Source organism: Pseudonocardia sp. ZF1 (assembly GCF_056835605.1).
This window is the reverse complement of the sequence record NZ_JAJNBY010000001.1, coordinates 3,098,863-3,114,412: the sequence shown is the minus strand read 5'-3', so window position 1 is coordinate 3,114,412 and position 15,550 is coordinate 3,098,863. Positions and strand designations below refer to the sequence as shown.

15 protein-coding genes are annotated in these 15,550 nt (G+C 74.4%); 11 read left to right on the top strand and 4 right to left on the bottom strand.

All coding sequences use genetic code 11. The features are described 5' to 3' along the window. Positions 1-202 precede the first annotated feature (202 nt). Positions 203-1,798 carry an HNH endonuclease signature motif containing protein gene (locus ZF1_RS15115; protein WP_405416932.1) on the top strand — a complete coding sequence of 532 codons (1,596 nt, stop codon included), beginning with the start codon at positions 203-205 and terminating at the stop codon, positions 1,796-1,798. Between the two features lie 59 nt (positions 1,799-1,857). On the opposite strand, the gene ZF1_RS15110 is transcribed toward ZF1_RS15115, so the two are convergent. After that, positions 1,858-2,256: a VOC family protein gene (locus ZF1_RS15110; RefSeq protein WP_482637576.1), complete on the bottom strand. Its 399-nt coding sequence runs from the start codon at positions 2,254-2,256 to the stop codon at positions 1,858-1,860. Between the two features lie 234 nt (positions 2,257-2,490). Here ZF1_RS15110 and ZF1_RS15105 point away from each other — a divergent pair, with 234 nt between their 5' ends. Continuing rightward, positions 2,491-4,101, top strand: coding sequence for an ATP-binding cassette domain-containing protein (locus ZF1_RS15105; RefSeq protein WP_482637575.1), 1,611 nt, complete (start codon positions 2,491-2,493; stop codon positions 4,099-4,101). Here the strand turns inward: ZF1_RS15105 and ZF1_RS15100 are convergent, their stop codons facing one another. Then, the gene (locus ZF1_RS15100; protein ID WP_482637574.1) at positions 4,102-4,761 is read right to left on the bottom strand and encodes a TetR/AcrR family transcriptional regulator; all 660 of its coding nucleotides are present in this window, start codon (positions 4,759-4,761) and stop codon (positions 4,102-4,104) included. Positions 4,762-4,867: 106 nt separating this feature from the next. Here ZF1_RS15100 and ZF1_RS15095 point away from each other — a divergent pair, with 106 nt between their 5' ends. The 8 genes from ZF1_RS15095 (at position 4,868) to ZF1_RS15060 (ending at position 11,633) form a co-directional block, all read left to right on the top strand. After that, positions 4,868-5,620 (top strand): sulfite exporter TauE/SafE family protein, encoded by a 753-nt coding sequence (locus ZF1_RS15095; protein WP_062395312.1) that lies wholly within the window; start codon positions 4,868-4,870, stop codon positions 5,618-5,620. 39 nt (positions 5,621-5,659) lie between these two features. Then, positions 5,660-5,953: a hypothetical protein gene (locus ZF1_RS15090; protein ID WP_476651532.1), complete on the top strand. Its 294-nt coding sequence runs from the start codon at positions 5,660-5,662 to the stop codon at positions 5,951-5,953. Continuing rightward, positions 5,950-7,026, top strand: coding sequence for an AAA family ATPase (locus ZF1_RS15085; protein ID WP_251782439.1), 1,077 nt, complete (start codon positions 5,950-5,952; stop codon positions 7,024-7,026). Before ZF1_RS15090 ends, ZF1_RS15085 begins: the two co-directional genes overlap by 4 nt. Next, the gene (locus ZF1_RS15080; protein WP_226357256.1) at positions 7,023-7,937 is read left to right on the top strand and encodes a DUF58 domain-containing protein; all 915 of its coding nucleotides are present in this window, start codon (positions 7,023-7,025) and stop codon (positions 7,935-7,937) included. The genes ZF1_RS15085 and ZF1_RS15080 overlap by 4 nt, the downstream gene beginning before the upstream one ends. After that, positions 7,934-8,923, top strand: coding sequence for a VWA domain-containing protein (locus tag ZF1_RS15075; protein ID WP_405416939.1), 990 nt, complete (start codon positions 7,934-7,936; stop codon positions 8,921-8,923). Before ZF1_RS15080 ends, ZF1_RS15075 begins: the two co-directional genes overlap by 4 nt. 52 nt (positions 8,924-8,975) lie before the next feature. Then, on the top strand, positions 8,976-9,686 hold the full coding sequence (fabG, locus tag ZF1_RS15070) for a 3-oxoacyl-ACP reductase FabG (protein WP_208820828.1): 711 nt from the start codon (positions 8,976-8,978) through the stop codon (positions 9,684-9,686). Between the two features lie 71 nt (positions 9,687-9,757). Then, positions 9,758-10,534 (top strand): enoyl-ACP reductase FabI, encoded by a 777-nt coding sequence (gene fabI, locus ZF1_RS15065; protein WP_208820912.1) that lies wholly within the window; start codon positions 9,758-9,760, stop codon positions 10,532-10,534. 52 nt (positions 10,535-10,586) lie between these two features. Beyond that, a complete protein-coding gene (locus ZF1_RS15060) occupies positions 10,587-11,633 on the top strand; it encodes a ferrochelatase (RefSeq protein WP_482637573.1) in 1,047 nt (348 codons plus the stop codon). On the opposite strand, the gene ZF1_RS15055 is transcribed toward ZF1_RS15060, so the two are convergent. Beyond that, positions 11,634-12,272 (bottom strand): class I SAM-dependent methyltransferase, encoded by a 639-nt coding sequence (locus ZF1_RS15055; RefSeq protein WP_482637572.1) that lies wholly within the window; start codon positions 12,270-12,272, stop codon positions 11,634-11,636. A 142-nt stretch (positions 12,273-12,414) separates the two neighbouring features. On the opposite strand from ZF1_RS15055, the gene ZF1_RS15050 reads away from it, so the two are divergent. Beyond that, on the top strand, positions 12,415-13,980 hold the full coding sequence (locus ZF1_RS15050) for an alanine/glycine:cation symporter family protein (protein ID WP_337831597.1): 1,566 nt from the start codon (positions 12,415-12,417) through the stop codon (positions 13,978-13,980). An 18-nt stretch (positions 13,981-13,998) separates the two neighbouring features. On the opposite strand, the gene ZF1_RS15045 is transcribed toward ZF1_RS15050, so the two are convergent. Further along, positions 13,999-15,006, bottom strand: a complete 1,008-nt coding sequence (locus ZF1_RS15045; protein WP_482638708.1) for an MsnO8 family LLM class oxidoreductase — start codon at positions 15,004-15,006, stop codon at positions 13,999-14,001. Positions 15,007-15,550 lie beyond the last annotated feature (544 nt).

The window sequence follows — 15,550 nt, the reverse complement described above, 5'->3', positions numbered from 1 at the left end:
CGACCGACGTGCTCCGGCGGGCGCGTCGGTCGGGGGCGCGGGGAGTGGCCGCGGGGGCGCGAGGCCCAGGCGTGATGAGGTCGGGGAGGTGGCGGCGCGAGCCGGTGCGCGGGGATCGTCCGCTGCCGGGCTGCGGCGGACGGGCGGATGCGAGCGCCGAACGACCTGGAAAGGTCCAGCTAGGAGACCTATAATCGAACATATGATCGATCAGGTGGACGTGCTGGACGTGCTGAGCCACACCGATCCCGCCGACGACCCGGCCTGGCTCGAACACCGGCGCCGCCGTGAGGCGGTGGAGGAGGCGACCCGGTGCCCGCACGGTCTCGCGATCGACCTGTGCGGCGAGATGTGTGGTCCCGAGCCCCCGCCCGACCCCTCCGGCGGGATCGACGACGTCGCCTGGGAGGCGCTGCGGTGCCTGGTCGCCGGAGCCCCGCCCGACCGGCTCACCGACCTGCAGGTGCTCGACGTCCTGGAGGGCGCCGAGCACTGGGTGCGCCGTGCGAGTGCCCTGCGGATGCGGTCGGTCGCGCTGATCGCGGAGCGCCACCCGGCCGGGAGCGGGGCCGCACCGCCGGGCGCGGACCCGCGTGCGGTGCAGCCCGTCTCCCGGTGGTTGCCGGACCAGGTGGCGATCGTGCTGCGGGTCCCGCGCGACCACGCGCGGTCGCTGATCGGGCAGGCGCAGCGGTTCGCCCAGGTGCTGCCGGAGACCCTGGCCGCGTGGGAGTCGGGGGCGATCGACCAGGGCGCCGCCGAGGCGATCTCGTCGTCGACACTCGTCCTCGACGACGAGCGCGCCCGCCGGGTGCAGGCCGCGGTCCTCCCGGGAGCTCCGGAGGCGCACCGCCGGTTGCTGCGGGACCGGCTGCGCCGCCACATCGCCCGCGTCGACCCGGACGGCGCCCGCGAGCGCCACGAACGGGCCCGGTCGGAGCGGCGGATGTCGCTCTCCCCGGGGGACGACGGCATGGGCTCGCTCTGGCTGGGCGGCACCGCCGCGCAGGTGGAGGCGTCGTGGCAGTGCGTCGACCGGCTCGCGCGCTCCCTGGACGACCCGTGCGACGACCGCACCCTGGACCAGAAGCGCGTCGACCTCGCCCACCAGCTGCTGCAGGGCACGCTGACGCTGACCGACGTCGGCACGGTCCGGGACGCGCTCGGCGCGGACGGGGCGGGCACCGACGAGGACGGCCTGCTCGCAGCGGTCGCGCGGGTGCTCGCCGCGAAGCCGGACCCGGAGGAGGCGGTGGGGCGCCGCCCGCTGATCCAGGTCGTCGTCCCGCTCAGCACGCTGATGGGTGGTGCGGCACCGGCCGAGCTGGTCGGGCACGGCCCGATCCCCGCCGACCTCGCCCGGGCCCTCGCCGCCGGCGGTGTGTGGCAGCGGCTGGTGACCGACCCGCTGTCGGGCACGGTGCTCGACGTCGGACGCACCCGCTACCGGCCGCCGGTCGCGATGGCCGACCACGTCCGGGCGCGGGACTGCACCTGTCGCGGCCCCGCGTGCAGCCGACGGGTCCGCGACCTCGACCACCACCGCCCCTGGGCGGGCGGGGACGGGCGGACCAGCGCGGAGAACCTGTTCGGGCTGTGCCGGGCCGACCACGCGCTGAAGGACGCGCCGGGCTGGCAGGTGCTCGCCGGGACCGACGGCAGCCTGACCTGGGTGGCACCGTGCGGCCGCCGGGCGACGACGCGGCCGTTCGACCACCGGGTCTTCACCGATCCGCTGCCGGACGCGGACGACCACGACCACGACCACGACGCCGACGCCGTCGTCGCGCCCTTCTGATCACCGTGCCGAACGGGCAGGGTGGTCTGGCGGAGCCCCGCTCGGGCCGTGTCCGCTGCTCAGGCCGCCGGGGCGGCGAGCTGCCAGGACACGCCGAAGCGGTCCTCGACCCAGGCGAAGGGGCCGAAGCCGTAGTCGTCGAGCGGCATGAACTCCCGCCCACCGGTCGCGAGGGCCGCCAGCAGCCGCTCCTGCTCGTCGCCGGACTCGCAGTCCACCCACAGCGAGACGGCGGGGGAGAAGTCCCACTGGTGCACCGGCGGGCTGTCGCTGCACCGCAGGCGCTGCCCGGCGACGACGAACTCGGCGAGAACCACCGCGTTCGGATCGTCGGGGCGGTGGGTGACCGAGACGATCTCGCCGTCGTCGAACAGGGATGTCCAGAACTCCATCGCCTCGCTCGCGCTCGGGCCACGCGGCGGCTGGAAGGTCAGGAACGGCAGGGCGCGGGCGGGCATCGGTCCTCCGGTGGGACGGGGCGGGTGGGGCGTGTCCGAAACCGGACGACACGGACACCTGCCGGTGGGTAGGCTCGACACCATGGCACGAGGCATCTGGTCGCAGAAGGTCCGCACCGCCCGCTGACGGCGGCGCCCTTCACCCCTTCCGAACCGCGTCCGCCGTCCCGGTCCCCGCCGGGCGGCGCATCCCGTGCTGCCCGGCTCCGATCTCGGATGCCGCGGAGCCCTCTCGTGCACACCACCCCCGAACCGTCCTCACCCCTGCCCGCCGTCGACGCCGGCGCGGCCGCCCACGTGCGTGCCGAGGACGTCGTCGTCACCCGCGGGTCGCACCGCGTCCTCACCGGCGTGACGCTGACCGTCTCCGCCCGCTCGCGGCTCGCCGTCGTCGGGGAGAACGGGCGCGGCAAGTCCACGCTCCTGCACGTCCTCGCGGGCCTGCTCGCGCCGGACGCCGGGGTCGTGCACCGCGCCGGCACCGTCGCGCTGGCCCGCCAGGAGGTGCCCGCCCGCGACGGCGAGACCGTCGGCACCCTGACCGCGGAGTCGCTCGCCGGCTCGCGGACGGCGCTGCGCGAGCTCGACGCGGCGACCGCGGCGCTCACCGACGGCGCGCCCGGCGCCGACGACCGGTTCGCCGCGGCCCTGGACACCGCGACCCGGCTCGACGCCTGGGACGCCGAACGCCGCGTCGACGTCGCCCTCGGTGCGCTCGGCGCCTGCACCGACCGCACCCGGCCACTGGAGACGCTGTCGGTGGGGCAGCGCCACCGCGTGCGGCTGGCGTGCCTGCTCGGTGCCCGCCACGACGTCCTGCTCCTCGACGAGCCCACCAACCACCTCGACGCGGCCGGGCTCGACTTCCTGACCCGCACCCTGCGCGCCCACCCGGGCGGGCTCGCCGTGGTCAGCCACGACCGGGCCCTGCTGCGCGACGTCGCCGACGAGTTCTGCGACCTCGATCCGACCCGCGACGGCGCGCCCCGGCTCACCGCGGGCGGCTACGACGGCTGGCGGACCGCGCGGGACCGGGCCCGCGCCGCCTGGGAGGCCGAGCACGCCGAACAGCAGGCCGAGCACCGTCGCCTCGCCGACGCCGTCGCCACCGCGCGGGACCGGCTCTCGACCGGCTGGCGTCCGGACAAGGGGACCGGCAAGCACGCCCGCCAGTCCCGGGCCCCGGGGGTGGTGCAGGCGCTGCACCGGCGCCGGGCCGAGCTCGACGCGCACCGGATCGACGTCCCGGTACCGCCGTCGTCGCTGCGCCGTCCCGACCTCGACGTGCGCCCCGGCGCGCCCCAGCTGCGCGCGCACGGGGTCGGCGTGCGGGGCCGGCTCGCCCGTCCGGTCGACCTGGTCCTCGACGCGGGCGACCGGCTGCTCGTGACCGGCCCGAACGGGGCCGGGAAGTCGACGCTGCTCGCCGTGCTGGCCGGGGCGCTCGCTCCGGACGCCGGGTCGGTGCGCACCGCGAGCGGCGCCCGGGTCGTCCGGCTGGGGCAGGAGACCGCGGTGCTCGACCCGCGGCGGCCCGCGCGTGCCGTGCTGGAGCACGTCGGTGGTGGCGCCCACGGCCTGCTCGACGCGGCGGCGTTGCGGACCCCGGTGGGGCGGCTGTCGGAGGGCCGGCGGCGCAGGCTCGACCTGGCCCGCGCCCTGGCGGAGCGCCCGACGACGCTGTTGCTCGACGAGCCGACCAACCACCTGTCCGCGCGGCTCGTGGACGAGCTCACCGCGATGGTCCGGGACACCCCGGCGGCCGTCGTCGTCGCCACCCACGACCGGCAGCTGCTGCGCGACCTGGCCGACTGGCCGCGGCTGGAGCTCGACCCGGCCGGGTGATCAGGGCCGGAGCCCGGCCTCGACGGCGTCGAGGGTGCGGCGCAGCCCGGAGTCGAACAGCGGCTCACCGCCGCCGGGCCCGCGCACGACGGCGCCGCCGAGCAGCCGGGACAGCACCGGCAGGCGCTCCGCCCGGCCGGAGCGGCGGACGTCGTCGAGGGTGGGCAGGCGGTCCCCGGCCAGGGCCGCCGCGCCCCGGACGTAGCCGTGCAGCAGGTGCAGCACCTCGACGGCCGCGTGCAGCGGGTGCCCCGCCCCGACGACGTGCGCCAGCAGGGCCTCCGACCACGCGCACTCGGCGGGGCCGGTGGCGCGGGGACCGGCGAGCAGCCCGACGGTCCACGGGTGCTCGTCGAGCACGTCGCGCAGGGCGGCCGCCCAGATCTCGCAGCCCAGCCGCAGCCCGCAGCCTGACAGGTCCGGCGGCTCGCCCAGTGCGAGGTCCAGGACGAGGTCGACCAGCGCGTCCTTGCCGGGCACGTGCCGGTACAGCGACATCGGCGCGGACCCCAGCTCGCGGGCCAGTCGCGGCATCGACACCGCGCTCAGGCCGTCGGCGTCGGCGAGGTGCAGCGCCGTGGCGACGATCGACCCGCGGTCCAGCGTCCGGCGCACCGGGGCCGGGGGAGCGGCCCATCGGGGGTCGTCGACGGCGGTCACGCGTCGATCATGCCACGCACGCCGTAGGGAGCCCTACGCACGCTGCGTAAGCCCTACGCGTGCCGCACCGGGAGGAGTGCCGGTGTCCGGTTCGTAGGGTGTCCCGATGGAGTTGTGGGAGGTCGGGGTCATCGCGCTGGCCGGGCTCTGGGCGGGGTTGATCAACACCGTCGTCGGGTCGGGGACGCTGGTGACCTTCCCGGTGCTCGTGGCGTTGGGCTTCCCCCCGGTGACGGCGACGACGTCGAACGCCATCGGGCTGATCACCGGCTCGGTCACCGGCGCCGTCGGCTACCGCAAGGAGTGGGCCGGGCACGGTCGCCGCCTGGCGAAGTACGGCGTCGCGTCGTTCCTGGGGGCCGTGGTCGGTGCGGCGCTGCTGCTGTCGCTGCCGCCGGACGCGTTCGAGACGATCGTGCCGGTCCTGGTCGGCACCTCGGTGCTGCTGGTCGCCGTGCAGCCCCTGCTGGCCCGCCGGCTGCGCGACCGCCCGCGTCCGGACCGGACCGGCTCGCCGGTGCTCTACGTGCTGGTCTTCCTGGTGGGCGTCTACGGCGGCTACTTCACCGCCGCCCAGGGGATCATGCTGGTGGGGGTGATGGGGCTGCTCGTCGCGGACCCGCTCCAGCGGCTCAACGCCTTCAAGAACACCCTCGCCTCGGTCGTGAACATCGTCGCCGGGGCGATCTACGCCGTTGTCGCGCCGGTCGACTGGACGGTCGTCGGCATCATCGCGGTCAGCTCGATCGTCGGCGGGCTGCTCGGTGCGAAGGTCGGCCGCAGGCTGCCGCCCGCGGTGCTGCGGACCGTGATCGTCGTGATCGGGGTCGCGGCGATCGTGTTCCTGCTGGTGGAGTGAGCGCCCGGAACTGTCGGGGGTGTCTGCTCTCCTGGGGTCGTGGACGACGACCGCGCCGCCGAGCTGGCCGTGGCCCTCGCCGCGCTGGCCGGTCGTGAGATCGGTCCGGCCGAGGCGCGGGCCGTCGTCGCGCACGCACACGACCTGACCCCGGCCCGGGCGAACACGGTCTGGACCCGGCACCGGGCGGCGCCGCGGACCGTGTCGCTGCGCGACTACCTGGCGATGACGATCCGGTTCACCGCGCAGGACCCCACCGCGGGCGGGCCCGACCGCCCGGAGTCGCACGCCTCACCGGATCCACACGGCCGACACGGTGGGATGGGACCGTGAGCACGACTGCCTCGACCGGTCCGGACCCGATCACCCCCGCCCGCGACGCCGAGCGGCTCGAGCGTGCGGTCCTCGAGGTGAAGCGGGTGATCGTCGGCCAGGACCGCCTCGTCGAGCGGATGCTGGTGGGGCTCCTCGCGAAGGGGCACCTGCTGCTGGAGGGCGTCCCCGGCGTCGCGAAGACCCTCGCCGTGGAGACGTTCGCGACGGTCGTGGGCGGCAGCTTCTCCCGGCTGCAGTTCACCCCCGACCTGGTGCCCGCCGACATCCTCGGCACCCGCATCTACCGGCAGGGCCGCGAGGAGTTCGACGTCGAGCTCGGTCCGGTCGTCGCGAACTTCGTGCTCGCCGACGAGATCAACCGCGCGCCGGCCAAGGTGCAGTCGGCGATGCTCGAGGTGATGGCCGAGCGCAAGCTCTCCCTCGCCGGCCGCGACCACCCGATGCCCGACCCGTTCCTCGTGCTCGCCACCCAGAACCCGATCGAGAACGAGGGCGTCTACCCGCTGCCCGAGGCGCAGCGCGACCGCTTCCTGTTCAAGCTGATCATCGAGTACCCGGGCGTCGAGGAGGAGCGGGAGATCATCTACCGGATGGGGTCCACCCCGCCGGTGCCCTCCCAGGTCCTCACCCCCGAGGAGCTGGTCCGGCTGCAGCGCACCGCGGCGGACGTGTTCGTGCACCACGCCCTGGTCGACTACGTCGTGCGGCTGGTCGTCGCGACCCGGCTGCCGTCCGAGCACGGCCTGTCCGACGTCGCGTCCTGGATCGCCTACGGCGCCTCGCCGCGTGCGTCGCTCGGCATCGTGTCCGCCGCCCGCGCGCTGGCTCTGGTCCGCGGCCGGGACTACGTCCTCCCGCAGGACGTGCTGGAGGTCGCCCCGGACGTGCTGCGCCACCGCCTGGTGCTGTCCTACGACGCGATCGCCGACCAGGTGCCGGTCGACCACATCGTCACCCGGGTCCTGCAGACCGTGCCGTTGCCGCAGGTCAGCGCCCGGCCCGGGGGAGGGCCCGAGGGCGCGTCGACGGCGTGGCCGCCCGCACCGGGTGCCGGCCAGGGACCGGCGTGACGGCGGGGTCCGCCGACCTCGTCCGGCTCGAGGCCTCCCTGCGGACCCTGGAGCTCACCGTCCGGCGCCGGCTGGACGGGCTGCTCCAGGGCAACCACATCGGCCTGCTGCCCGGGCCCGGCACCGAGCCCGGTGACGCGCGGCCCTACCAGCCCGGTGACGACGTCCGCCGGATGGACTGGTCGGTCACCGCCCGCACCACCGCGCCGCACGTGCGCGAGACCGTCGCCGACCGTGAGCTGGAGACCTGGGCGGTGGTCGACCTGTCGCGCAGCATCGACTACGGCACCGCCCGCACCGACAAGCGGCACCTGGCGCTGGCCGGGCTCACCGCGGTCGCCCAGCTGACGACCGGCGGCGGGAACCGGCTCGGCGCCGTCGTCGCGAACGGGGAGTCGACGCTGCGGCTGCCCGCCCGCGGCGGCCTGGCGCACGCCCGCGGCCTGGTCCGCCGGGTCGCGACGATGCCGCCGGCACCCGAGGGCACCCGGGGCGACCTGTCCGGTGCGCTCGACGAGCTGCGCCGCCCGCCGCGCCGGCGCGGGCTGGTCGTCGTGGTGTCGGACTTCCTCGGCGAGCCGACCTGGGAGCGGTCCCTGCGGGCGCTGTCGGCCCGCCACGAGCTGCTCGCGATCGAGGTCGTCGACCCGCGGGAGCTGGAGCTGCCCGACGTCGGGACCGTCGTGCTCGCCGACCCCGAGACCGGGCGCCAGCGCGAGGTCGACACCACGCCGCTGCTGCGCCGCGAGTTCGCGGCCGCCGCCTCCGAGCACCGCGACCGGGTGGCCACCGCGCTGCGCCGCTGCGGGGCCGGGCACCTGACCCTGCGCACCGACACCGACTGGGTGGCCGACATCGTGCGGTTCGCCGTCGCCCGCAAGCACGCCGCTGCTCCGCGGAGGCTCGCGTGACGTTCACCGCCCCCTGGTGGCTGCTCGGGTTGCTCGTCGTCGCCGCGCTCGCGGCGGCCTACGTGTGGCTGCTGCGGCGGCGCCGTCGCGACGTCGTGCGGTTCACCAACCTGGAGCTGCTGGAGTCGGTCGCCCCGAAGCGGCCGGGCCGGTGGCGGCACCTCCCGGCGATCGCGCTGATCGCGGCGCTGGCGGTGCTCACCGTGGCGCTCGCCGGGCCGCAGGCCATGGCGAAGGTGCCGCGCAACCGGGCCACGGTGATGCTGGTGATCGACGTGTCGCTGTCGATGAAGGCCACCGACGTCGCCCCGACCCGGCTCGCCGCCGCGCAGGTCGCGGCCAAGCAGTTCGCCGACCAGCTGACCCCCGGCGTCAACCTGGGGCTGGTGTCCTTCGCCGGGACGGCGGCGGTGCTCGTCTCGCCCACGACCGACCGCAGCGCGGTCAAGAACGGCGTCGACAACCTGCAGCTCGCCGAGTCCACCGCGACCGGTGAGGCGATCTTCACGGCGATGCAGTCGATCGACACCTTCTCCCGCTCGCTGCAGGGCGGCCCGGACGCGGCGGGCGTGCCGCCACCGGCGCGGATCGTGCTGCTCTCCGACGGCACCCAGACCGTCCCGGGACCGGACGGGGAGAACGAGCCGCGCGGCTCGTTCACCGCGGCCGCCGAGGCGAAGAACCGCGGCGTCCCGGTGTCCACGATCTCCTTCGGCACCAGCTACGGCACGATCGAGCTCGACGGCGGGCGTACCCCCGTCGCCGTCGACGACGCCTCCATGGAGCGCATCGCGCAGCTCTCGGGCGGCCGGTTCTTCACCGCCGCCACCGAGTCCGAGCTGCGCGCGGTCTACTCCGACCTGTCCGAGGAGCTCGGCTACGAGGAACGCGAGGTCGACGCGAGCAGGCCCTGGATGATCGGCGGGTTCGTGCTCCTGATCGGCGGGCTCGGCGCGGGCATCCTGCTCGGCAGGCGACTGCCGTGAGGGTGATCTCCGCTCGCGGGTACCGGCCGGTAGTGCGTTAGGTTCACCCCCCGTGGGACGTAGCGTGCTCGTGACCGGAGGAAACCGCGGCATCGGCCTGGCGATCGCACAGGCGTTCGCGGCGGAGGGCGACCAGGTGGCGGTGACCTATCGCTCCGGGAAGGACGACATCCCCGACGGGCTGTTGCCGGTGCACTGCGACGTCACCGACGCCGAGTCCGTCGACGCCGCGTTCACCGAGGTCGAGGCCGCGCACGGCCCGGTCGAGGTGCTGGTGTCCAACGCCGGCATCACCGACGACGGCCTGCTCATGCGGATGGCCGAGGAGTCCTTCACCAAGGTCGTCGACGCCAACCTCACCGCGGCCTACCGGGTCGCGAAGCGGGCCTCGCGCGGGATGCTGAAGGCCAAGAAGGGCCGGATGATCTTCGTATCGTCGGTCGTGGGCCTCTCCGGCTCGGCCGGGCAGGTCAACTACGCCGCCTCGAAGTCCGGGCTCGTCGGCCTGGCCCGCTCGGTCGCCCGCGAGCTGGGCAGCCGCGGCATCACCGCGAACGTGGTCGCCCCCGGGTTCGTCGACACCGACATGACCCGTGCGCTGCCCGAGAAGCGGCGCGAGGAGATCCTGGGGACCATCCCGCTCTCGCGCTACGCCGACACCGGCGAGATCGCCTCGGTCGTCGCCTTCCTCGCCTCGCCCGGCGCCGGTTACGTCACCGGAGCGGTCGTCCCGGTCGACGGCGGCCTGGGCATGGGGCACTGAGCGAGGTCCGCGGAGCGGACATCGGCACCGTGCCCACCGGCCCGGGCATGCAGAACTCTCGAAAGGACGTCATGGGACTGCTCGACGGCAAGCGGCTGCTGATCACCGGTGTGATCACCGACGCCTCGCTGGCCTTCCACTCCGCCAAGATCGCCCAGGAGCAGGGCGCCGAGGTCGTGCTCACCGGTTTCGGCCGGATGCGGCTGGTCGAGCGGATCGCGATGCGGCTGCCGAAGCCCGCACCGGTCGTCGAGCTGGACGTGTCGGACCAGGAGCAGCTGGACTCGCTCGTCGAGCGGATCACCCCACACCTGGGCGACGAGCCGCGCCTCGACGGCGTGCTGCACTCCATCGGGTTCGCCCCGCCCGGCGCGCTCGGCGAGGGCGCGTTCCTCAACGCGCAGTGGGAGGACGTCGCCACCACGATCCAGGTGTCGGCGTACTCGTTGAAGTCCCTGGCGATGGCGTGCAAGCCGCTGCTCGGCCCGGGCAGCTCGATCGTCGGCATGGACTTCGACAACCGGCAGGCGTGGCCCGCCTACGACTGGATGGGCGTCGCGAAGTCCGCGCTCGAGTCGGTCACCCGATACCTGGCCCGCGACCTGGGCCGCGACGGCATCCGGGTCAACCTGGTCGCCGCCGGCCCGGTGAAGACGATGGCCGCCAAGTCGATCCCGGGCTTCTCCGCGTTCGAGGACGTGTGGGACAAGCGCGCCCCGCTCGGCTGGGACATGAACGACCCGGTGCCGGTCGCCAAGACCGTGTGCGCCGCGCTGTCGGACTGGATGCCGACCACTACCGGTTCGATGATCATGGCCGACGGCGGGGTGCACGCCGTCGGCGTGTGAGCCGGTACCGGCCCGCGCGCGTCGGCGCGGGCCGGGGTCGATAATCGGGGTCGTGCCCGAACAGTTCGACGCGATTCTGCTGCTCAGCTTCGGCGGCCCCGAGGCCCCTGACGAGGTTCGCCCGTTCCTGGAGAACGTGACCCGGGGGCGCGGGGTCCCACCGGAGCGCCTCGATGCCGTCGAGGAGCACTACCAGCACTTCGGCGGGGTCTCGCCGATCAACGCCCGCAACCGCGAGCTGGTCGCGGCGATCGCCGCGCGCACCGAGCTGCCGGTGTACTTCGGCAACCGGAACTGGGGGCCCTTCGCCGAGGACACCGTGCGCGAGATGGCCGAGGACGGCGTCGGGCGGGCGCTGGTGTTCGCGACCAGCGCCTACGGCGGCTACTCCGCCTGCCGCCAGTACCACGAGGACATCTCCCGGGCCCGGGACGCGGTCGGCGACGCGGCCCCCGAGCTGGTCAAGCTGCGCCACTTCTACGACCACCCGGACTTCGTGCGCGCCAACGCCGACGCCGTGCGGACCGCGTGGGCACAGCTGCCCGAGGACCGTCGCGAGGTGGCGCGGCTGGTGTTCACCGCGCACTCCATCCCGACCTCGGCCGACGCGGCCGCCGGGACCCCGGCCGACAGCGGGCACCGCTACTCCCGCCAGGTCGCCGAGGCCGCGGCGCTGGTCGCCGCCGAGGTGGGCGTCGACGAGTTCGACGTCGTCTGGCAGTCCCGCTCCGGTCCGCCGCAGGTGCCGTGGCTGGAGCCCGACATCGTCGACCACATCGACGACCTGCACGCCAAGGGTGTGCCCGCGGTCGTCGTCGCGCCGGTCGGGTTCGTGTCCGACCACGTCGAGGTCGTGTGGGACCTCGACAACGAGGCGGCCGAGCGTGCCGCCGAGCACGGCATGGGCTTCGCCCGCGCCGCCACCGCCGGACCCGACCCACGCTTCGCCGACATGGTGGTCGAGCTCGTGCGGGAGCACTCCGACGGCGTACCCGCCCGGCGGCTGGGCACCGGCCCGTCCGCCGGGTGCACCCGCAACGGGGCGCCCTGCGCGGTCGACTGCTGCGTGCCGCAGCGGCGGCCCGCCCGGCCGAGCTGATCAGCGCCGCCGCACCCGGGCCAGATGGGCGGGGACCTCGACCCTGGTCCCAGCCGGCTCGCCGTAGGACCCGGCCAGGCCGGCGGTCACGATCCCCCGGTAGGACGCCGGTCCGACGGTCTCCACCGTCCAGTCCGGTCCGGTGAACGCGGCCCGGATGTCGGCCGCGTCGATCACCGGGCCGAACTCGGCGGCGGCGCCGGTCCGGGCCAGGGCGAGCACGTGCACCACGCCGCCGGGACGCACGACCCCGGCCAGCGCGCGGGCGTAGCGGGCCTGGTCACCGGGGTCGAACAGGTGGAACAGGGCACTGTCCACCACCGTGTCGAACGGGCCGAGGCCGTCCGGGGCGAGCGCGTCGGCGACGACGAACCGGGCGTCCACGCCCGCGGCCGCGGCCCGCTCCCGGGCCCGCCGGACCGCGGTCGGGGCCGCGTCGGCGCCGAGCACGTCGTACCGGAGCCCGGCGAGCAGGATCGTGTGCTCGCCGGTGCCGCAACCCGGGTCGAGGACGGTGCCGGTGACCGCTCCCGAGTCGACGAGTGCGACGACCGCCGGCTGCGGCTCGTCGATCACCCAGGGCGGGTCGCCGTCGCGGTAGGCCTGGTCGAACCGGGAGACGGGCAGGGTCAGCTCCATCGGATGCTCCTCTCGGGGGACGTCCCGGGAGCATCCGACCTCCACCTCGGTCGAGGTCAAGGTCCCGGCCGACATCGACGATTCGGTAACCGTTCGTCCGTATTGTTGTGGTTCATGTCCACATGGGGTGAAGTTCCGCCCCATGACCTCCGTACCGACCACGGCACCGCCGCAACCCGGCGTGCTCGAGAGCATCGAGCTGTCCATCAACTCGGTGTTCGATCCGATCTCGACCGGGCTGTCGAACATCGTCTTCTACGAGGTGACCGTCCTCGGAGCGGACTTCCCGCTGATCGTGGGCTGGCTGATCCTGGCCGGGGTGCTGTTCACCCTCTACTTCGGGTTCGTCCAGTTCCGCAGCATCGGGCTCGCCCTGCGGATCGTCCGTGGCCGCTACACCCGGCGCGACGAGCCGGGGGAGATCACCCACTTCCAGGCCCTGGCCTCCGCGTTGTCGGGCACCGTCGGTCTGGGCAACATCGCCGGCGTCGGTGTGGCGGTCACGATCGGTGGTCCCGGCGCGACGTTCTGGATGATCGTCGCCGGGCTGCTCAGCATGGCCACCAAGTTCGTCGAGTGCACCCTCGGCGTGAAGTACCGCGAAGTGCACCCCGACGGCACGGTGTCCGGCGGTCCGATGCACTACCTGCGGATCGGTGTCGCCGAGCGGATCCCCAACGCGTTCGGCCGCGGCCTGGGCAAGGTCCTGGCCGCCGGTGCGGCGGTGATGATCCTCTTCTTCGGCGTCGCCGGCGGGAACATGTTCCAGGCCAACCAGACCTTCGCCCAGCTCCGCAACGTCACCGGGGGCGAGACCGGTCTGCTCGGCAGCGGCGGCGCCGCGTTCGTCTTCGGTCTGCTGCTGGCCGCGCTCGTCGGGGCGGTCGTGTTCGGGGGCATCAAGTCCGTCGGTGCGGTCACGGGTCGTCTCGTCCCGGCGATGGCGATCGTCTACGTGACCGCCTGCCTCGTCGTGATCGCCGTGAACATCGCGCAGGTCCCGACGGCGTTCGGGCTCATCCTCTCGGGAGCGTTCTCCGCCGAGGGTGTGGTGGGCGGTGCGCTCGGCGCCATGATCGTCGGTTTCCAGCGGGCGGCGTTCTCGAACGAGGCGGGCCTGGGCTCCTCGCCGATCGCGCACTCGGCGGTGCGGACGAGGAACCCGGCCACCGAGGGGTACGTGGCCCTGATCGAGCCGTTCGTCGACACCGTGGTCATCTGCACGATGACCGCGCTGACCATCGTGATCGCCGGTACGCCCTTCTGGCAGCAGGCCCAGGCGACCGCGTTCGCCAGCGGCGGCTCCGACGTGGCCGACGGCGTGCTCATCACCTCCGACGCGTTCGCCACGGTGCTGCCGTGGTTCCCCTACGTGCTCGCGGTCGCGGTGTTCCTGTTCGCCGTCTCCACGATCATCACGTGGGGCTACTACGGGCAGAAGGCCTGGACCTACCTGTTCGGCAAGAACGTGGTGTCCGAGCGCGTCTACCAGACGGTCTTCTGCTTCTTCGTGGTCGTCGGCTCGGTGCTGACCCTGGGCAGCGTCCTCGACTTCGCCGACGCGGTGCTCTTCCTGCTCGCCTTCTTCAACATCCTGGGCCTCTACGTGCTGGCCCCGGTGGTCAAGAAGGAGGTCCGGGCGTTCCGCGCGAAGCTCGCCTCCGGCGAGGTCACCGAGGTGGAACCGTCCGAGCGGGCGATGCTCTGACCCGTCGCGTGGGCCCGGTCAGATCCGGGCCCACGCCCGGGCGAGCAGCTCGTAGGACCGCAGGCGGTCGTCGAGGGTGGGGGCGACGGTCTCGACGACGAGCTCGTCGGCCTCCGCGGCCTCGACGATCGCGGCGAGCCGGCTCGCCACCGCGTCCGCCCGGCCGACGACGCGGGTCCGCAGGCGGTCGTCCAGCGCGACCTGCTCGTCCGGGTCCAGCGGAGGGAGACCGGCCCTCTCGTCGGCGGTGGGGTAGTGGTGCGCGCCGGCGTCGAGGGCGAGCCCGCGCAGCCAGACGTCGTAGCCGGAGCCCAGTGCGGCGGCCTCGTTTTCGGTGTCCGCGGCCAGCGCCGACACCGCGATCGCGACGTGCGGGCGGTCCCGGTAGGGGCCCGGTACGAACCGCTCGCGGTACAGGTCGATCGCCTCGAGCACGGTGGTCGGCCGGGAGAAGTAGGCGACGCCCATCGGCAGCCCGTTGCGCGCGGCGTACTCGGCGCTCTCGCCCGCGCCCGCTGCATGCACCCAGACCTGCGGGGTCACGGCGTCGAGCAGGTCGACCGGCGTGCCCTGCAGTCCCGGCTCCTTGCCTGCGAGCAGGCGCAGGAGCTGGTCGCAGCGCCCGCTGAAGGTGCCCAGGCCGCGTTCGAGCAGCCGGGCCTCGACGTGCGGGCGGTCGTGGTCGAACCCGACGGTGCGCGGCGTACGGGCGGCGACCGACCGGCCCAGCCCGAGGTCGGTGCGGCCACCGGACAGGGCGGACAGCAGCGTCGCGTCCTCGGCCAGGCGCAGCGGTGGGTGGTAGGCGACCAGGGTGGCGGCGACGCCCAGCCGGATGCGCTCGGTCCGGGCCGCGAGGTGCGAGAGCAGCACCATCGGGCTGGTCGACCCGAGCAGCGGGTTGAGGTGGTGCTCGCCGACCCAGTAGCGCAGCATGCCGAGCGACTCGGCCTGGCGTGCGAGCACGATCGCGTCGGAGACGACGTCGGTGGCGGTTCCGCCGGGCCGGACCGGGTTCAGGTCCAGGCACGACAGCGGGATCGTGGACAGGGTGCACTCCTGCGACAGGCGGGGTGCACGGAGTCGGCACCGGGGCTCGTCCGAATCTAGAGCCGCCGCGGGCAGGGGGTCAACGCGCCGGGAGCCGGAGCGCCGGGACTCACGTTGTCAAGGAATCATTGACGCCTACGCGCGGTCAACCGAGCGGCGACACCCGCCGGCCGCGGAGACGGGGGAGGGGAGGCCGGCCCGCGCTGTCGGCCGGAACGACCGTGGCCGGGCCGGTCGTGCCGGCGGTACCCCGGCCGGCGCGGATCATCAGGCGGTCCGGTGCGAGGCCGGGGGTCGGTCCGGCCTCGGCTCCCCGGCCCGGCCGGTCGTCGACGGCCCGTGCCCGTGCGTCGACAGGACACGTGGTCGGGCCGCCGGGGTGGACGGGTTCTCGCGCCGATCGCGTCCAGGGCGGGGGCGCGGTCCGGGCGGCCGTGCGGACGAGGGGCCGCCGGCGACTCCTACGTCGTAGCCCTTCTCTGTCAATGAAGCATTGACGCCAGCGAATCGTCGATGAAAC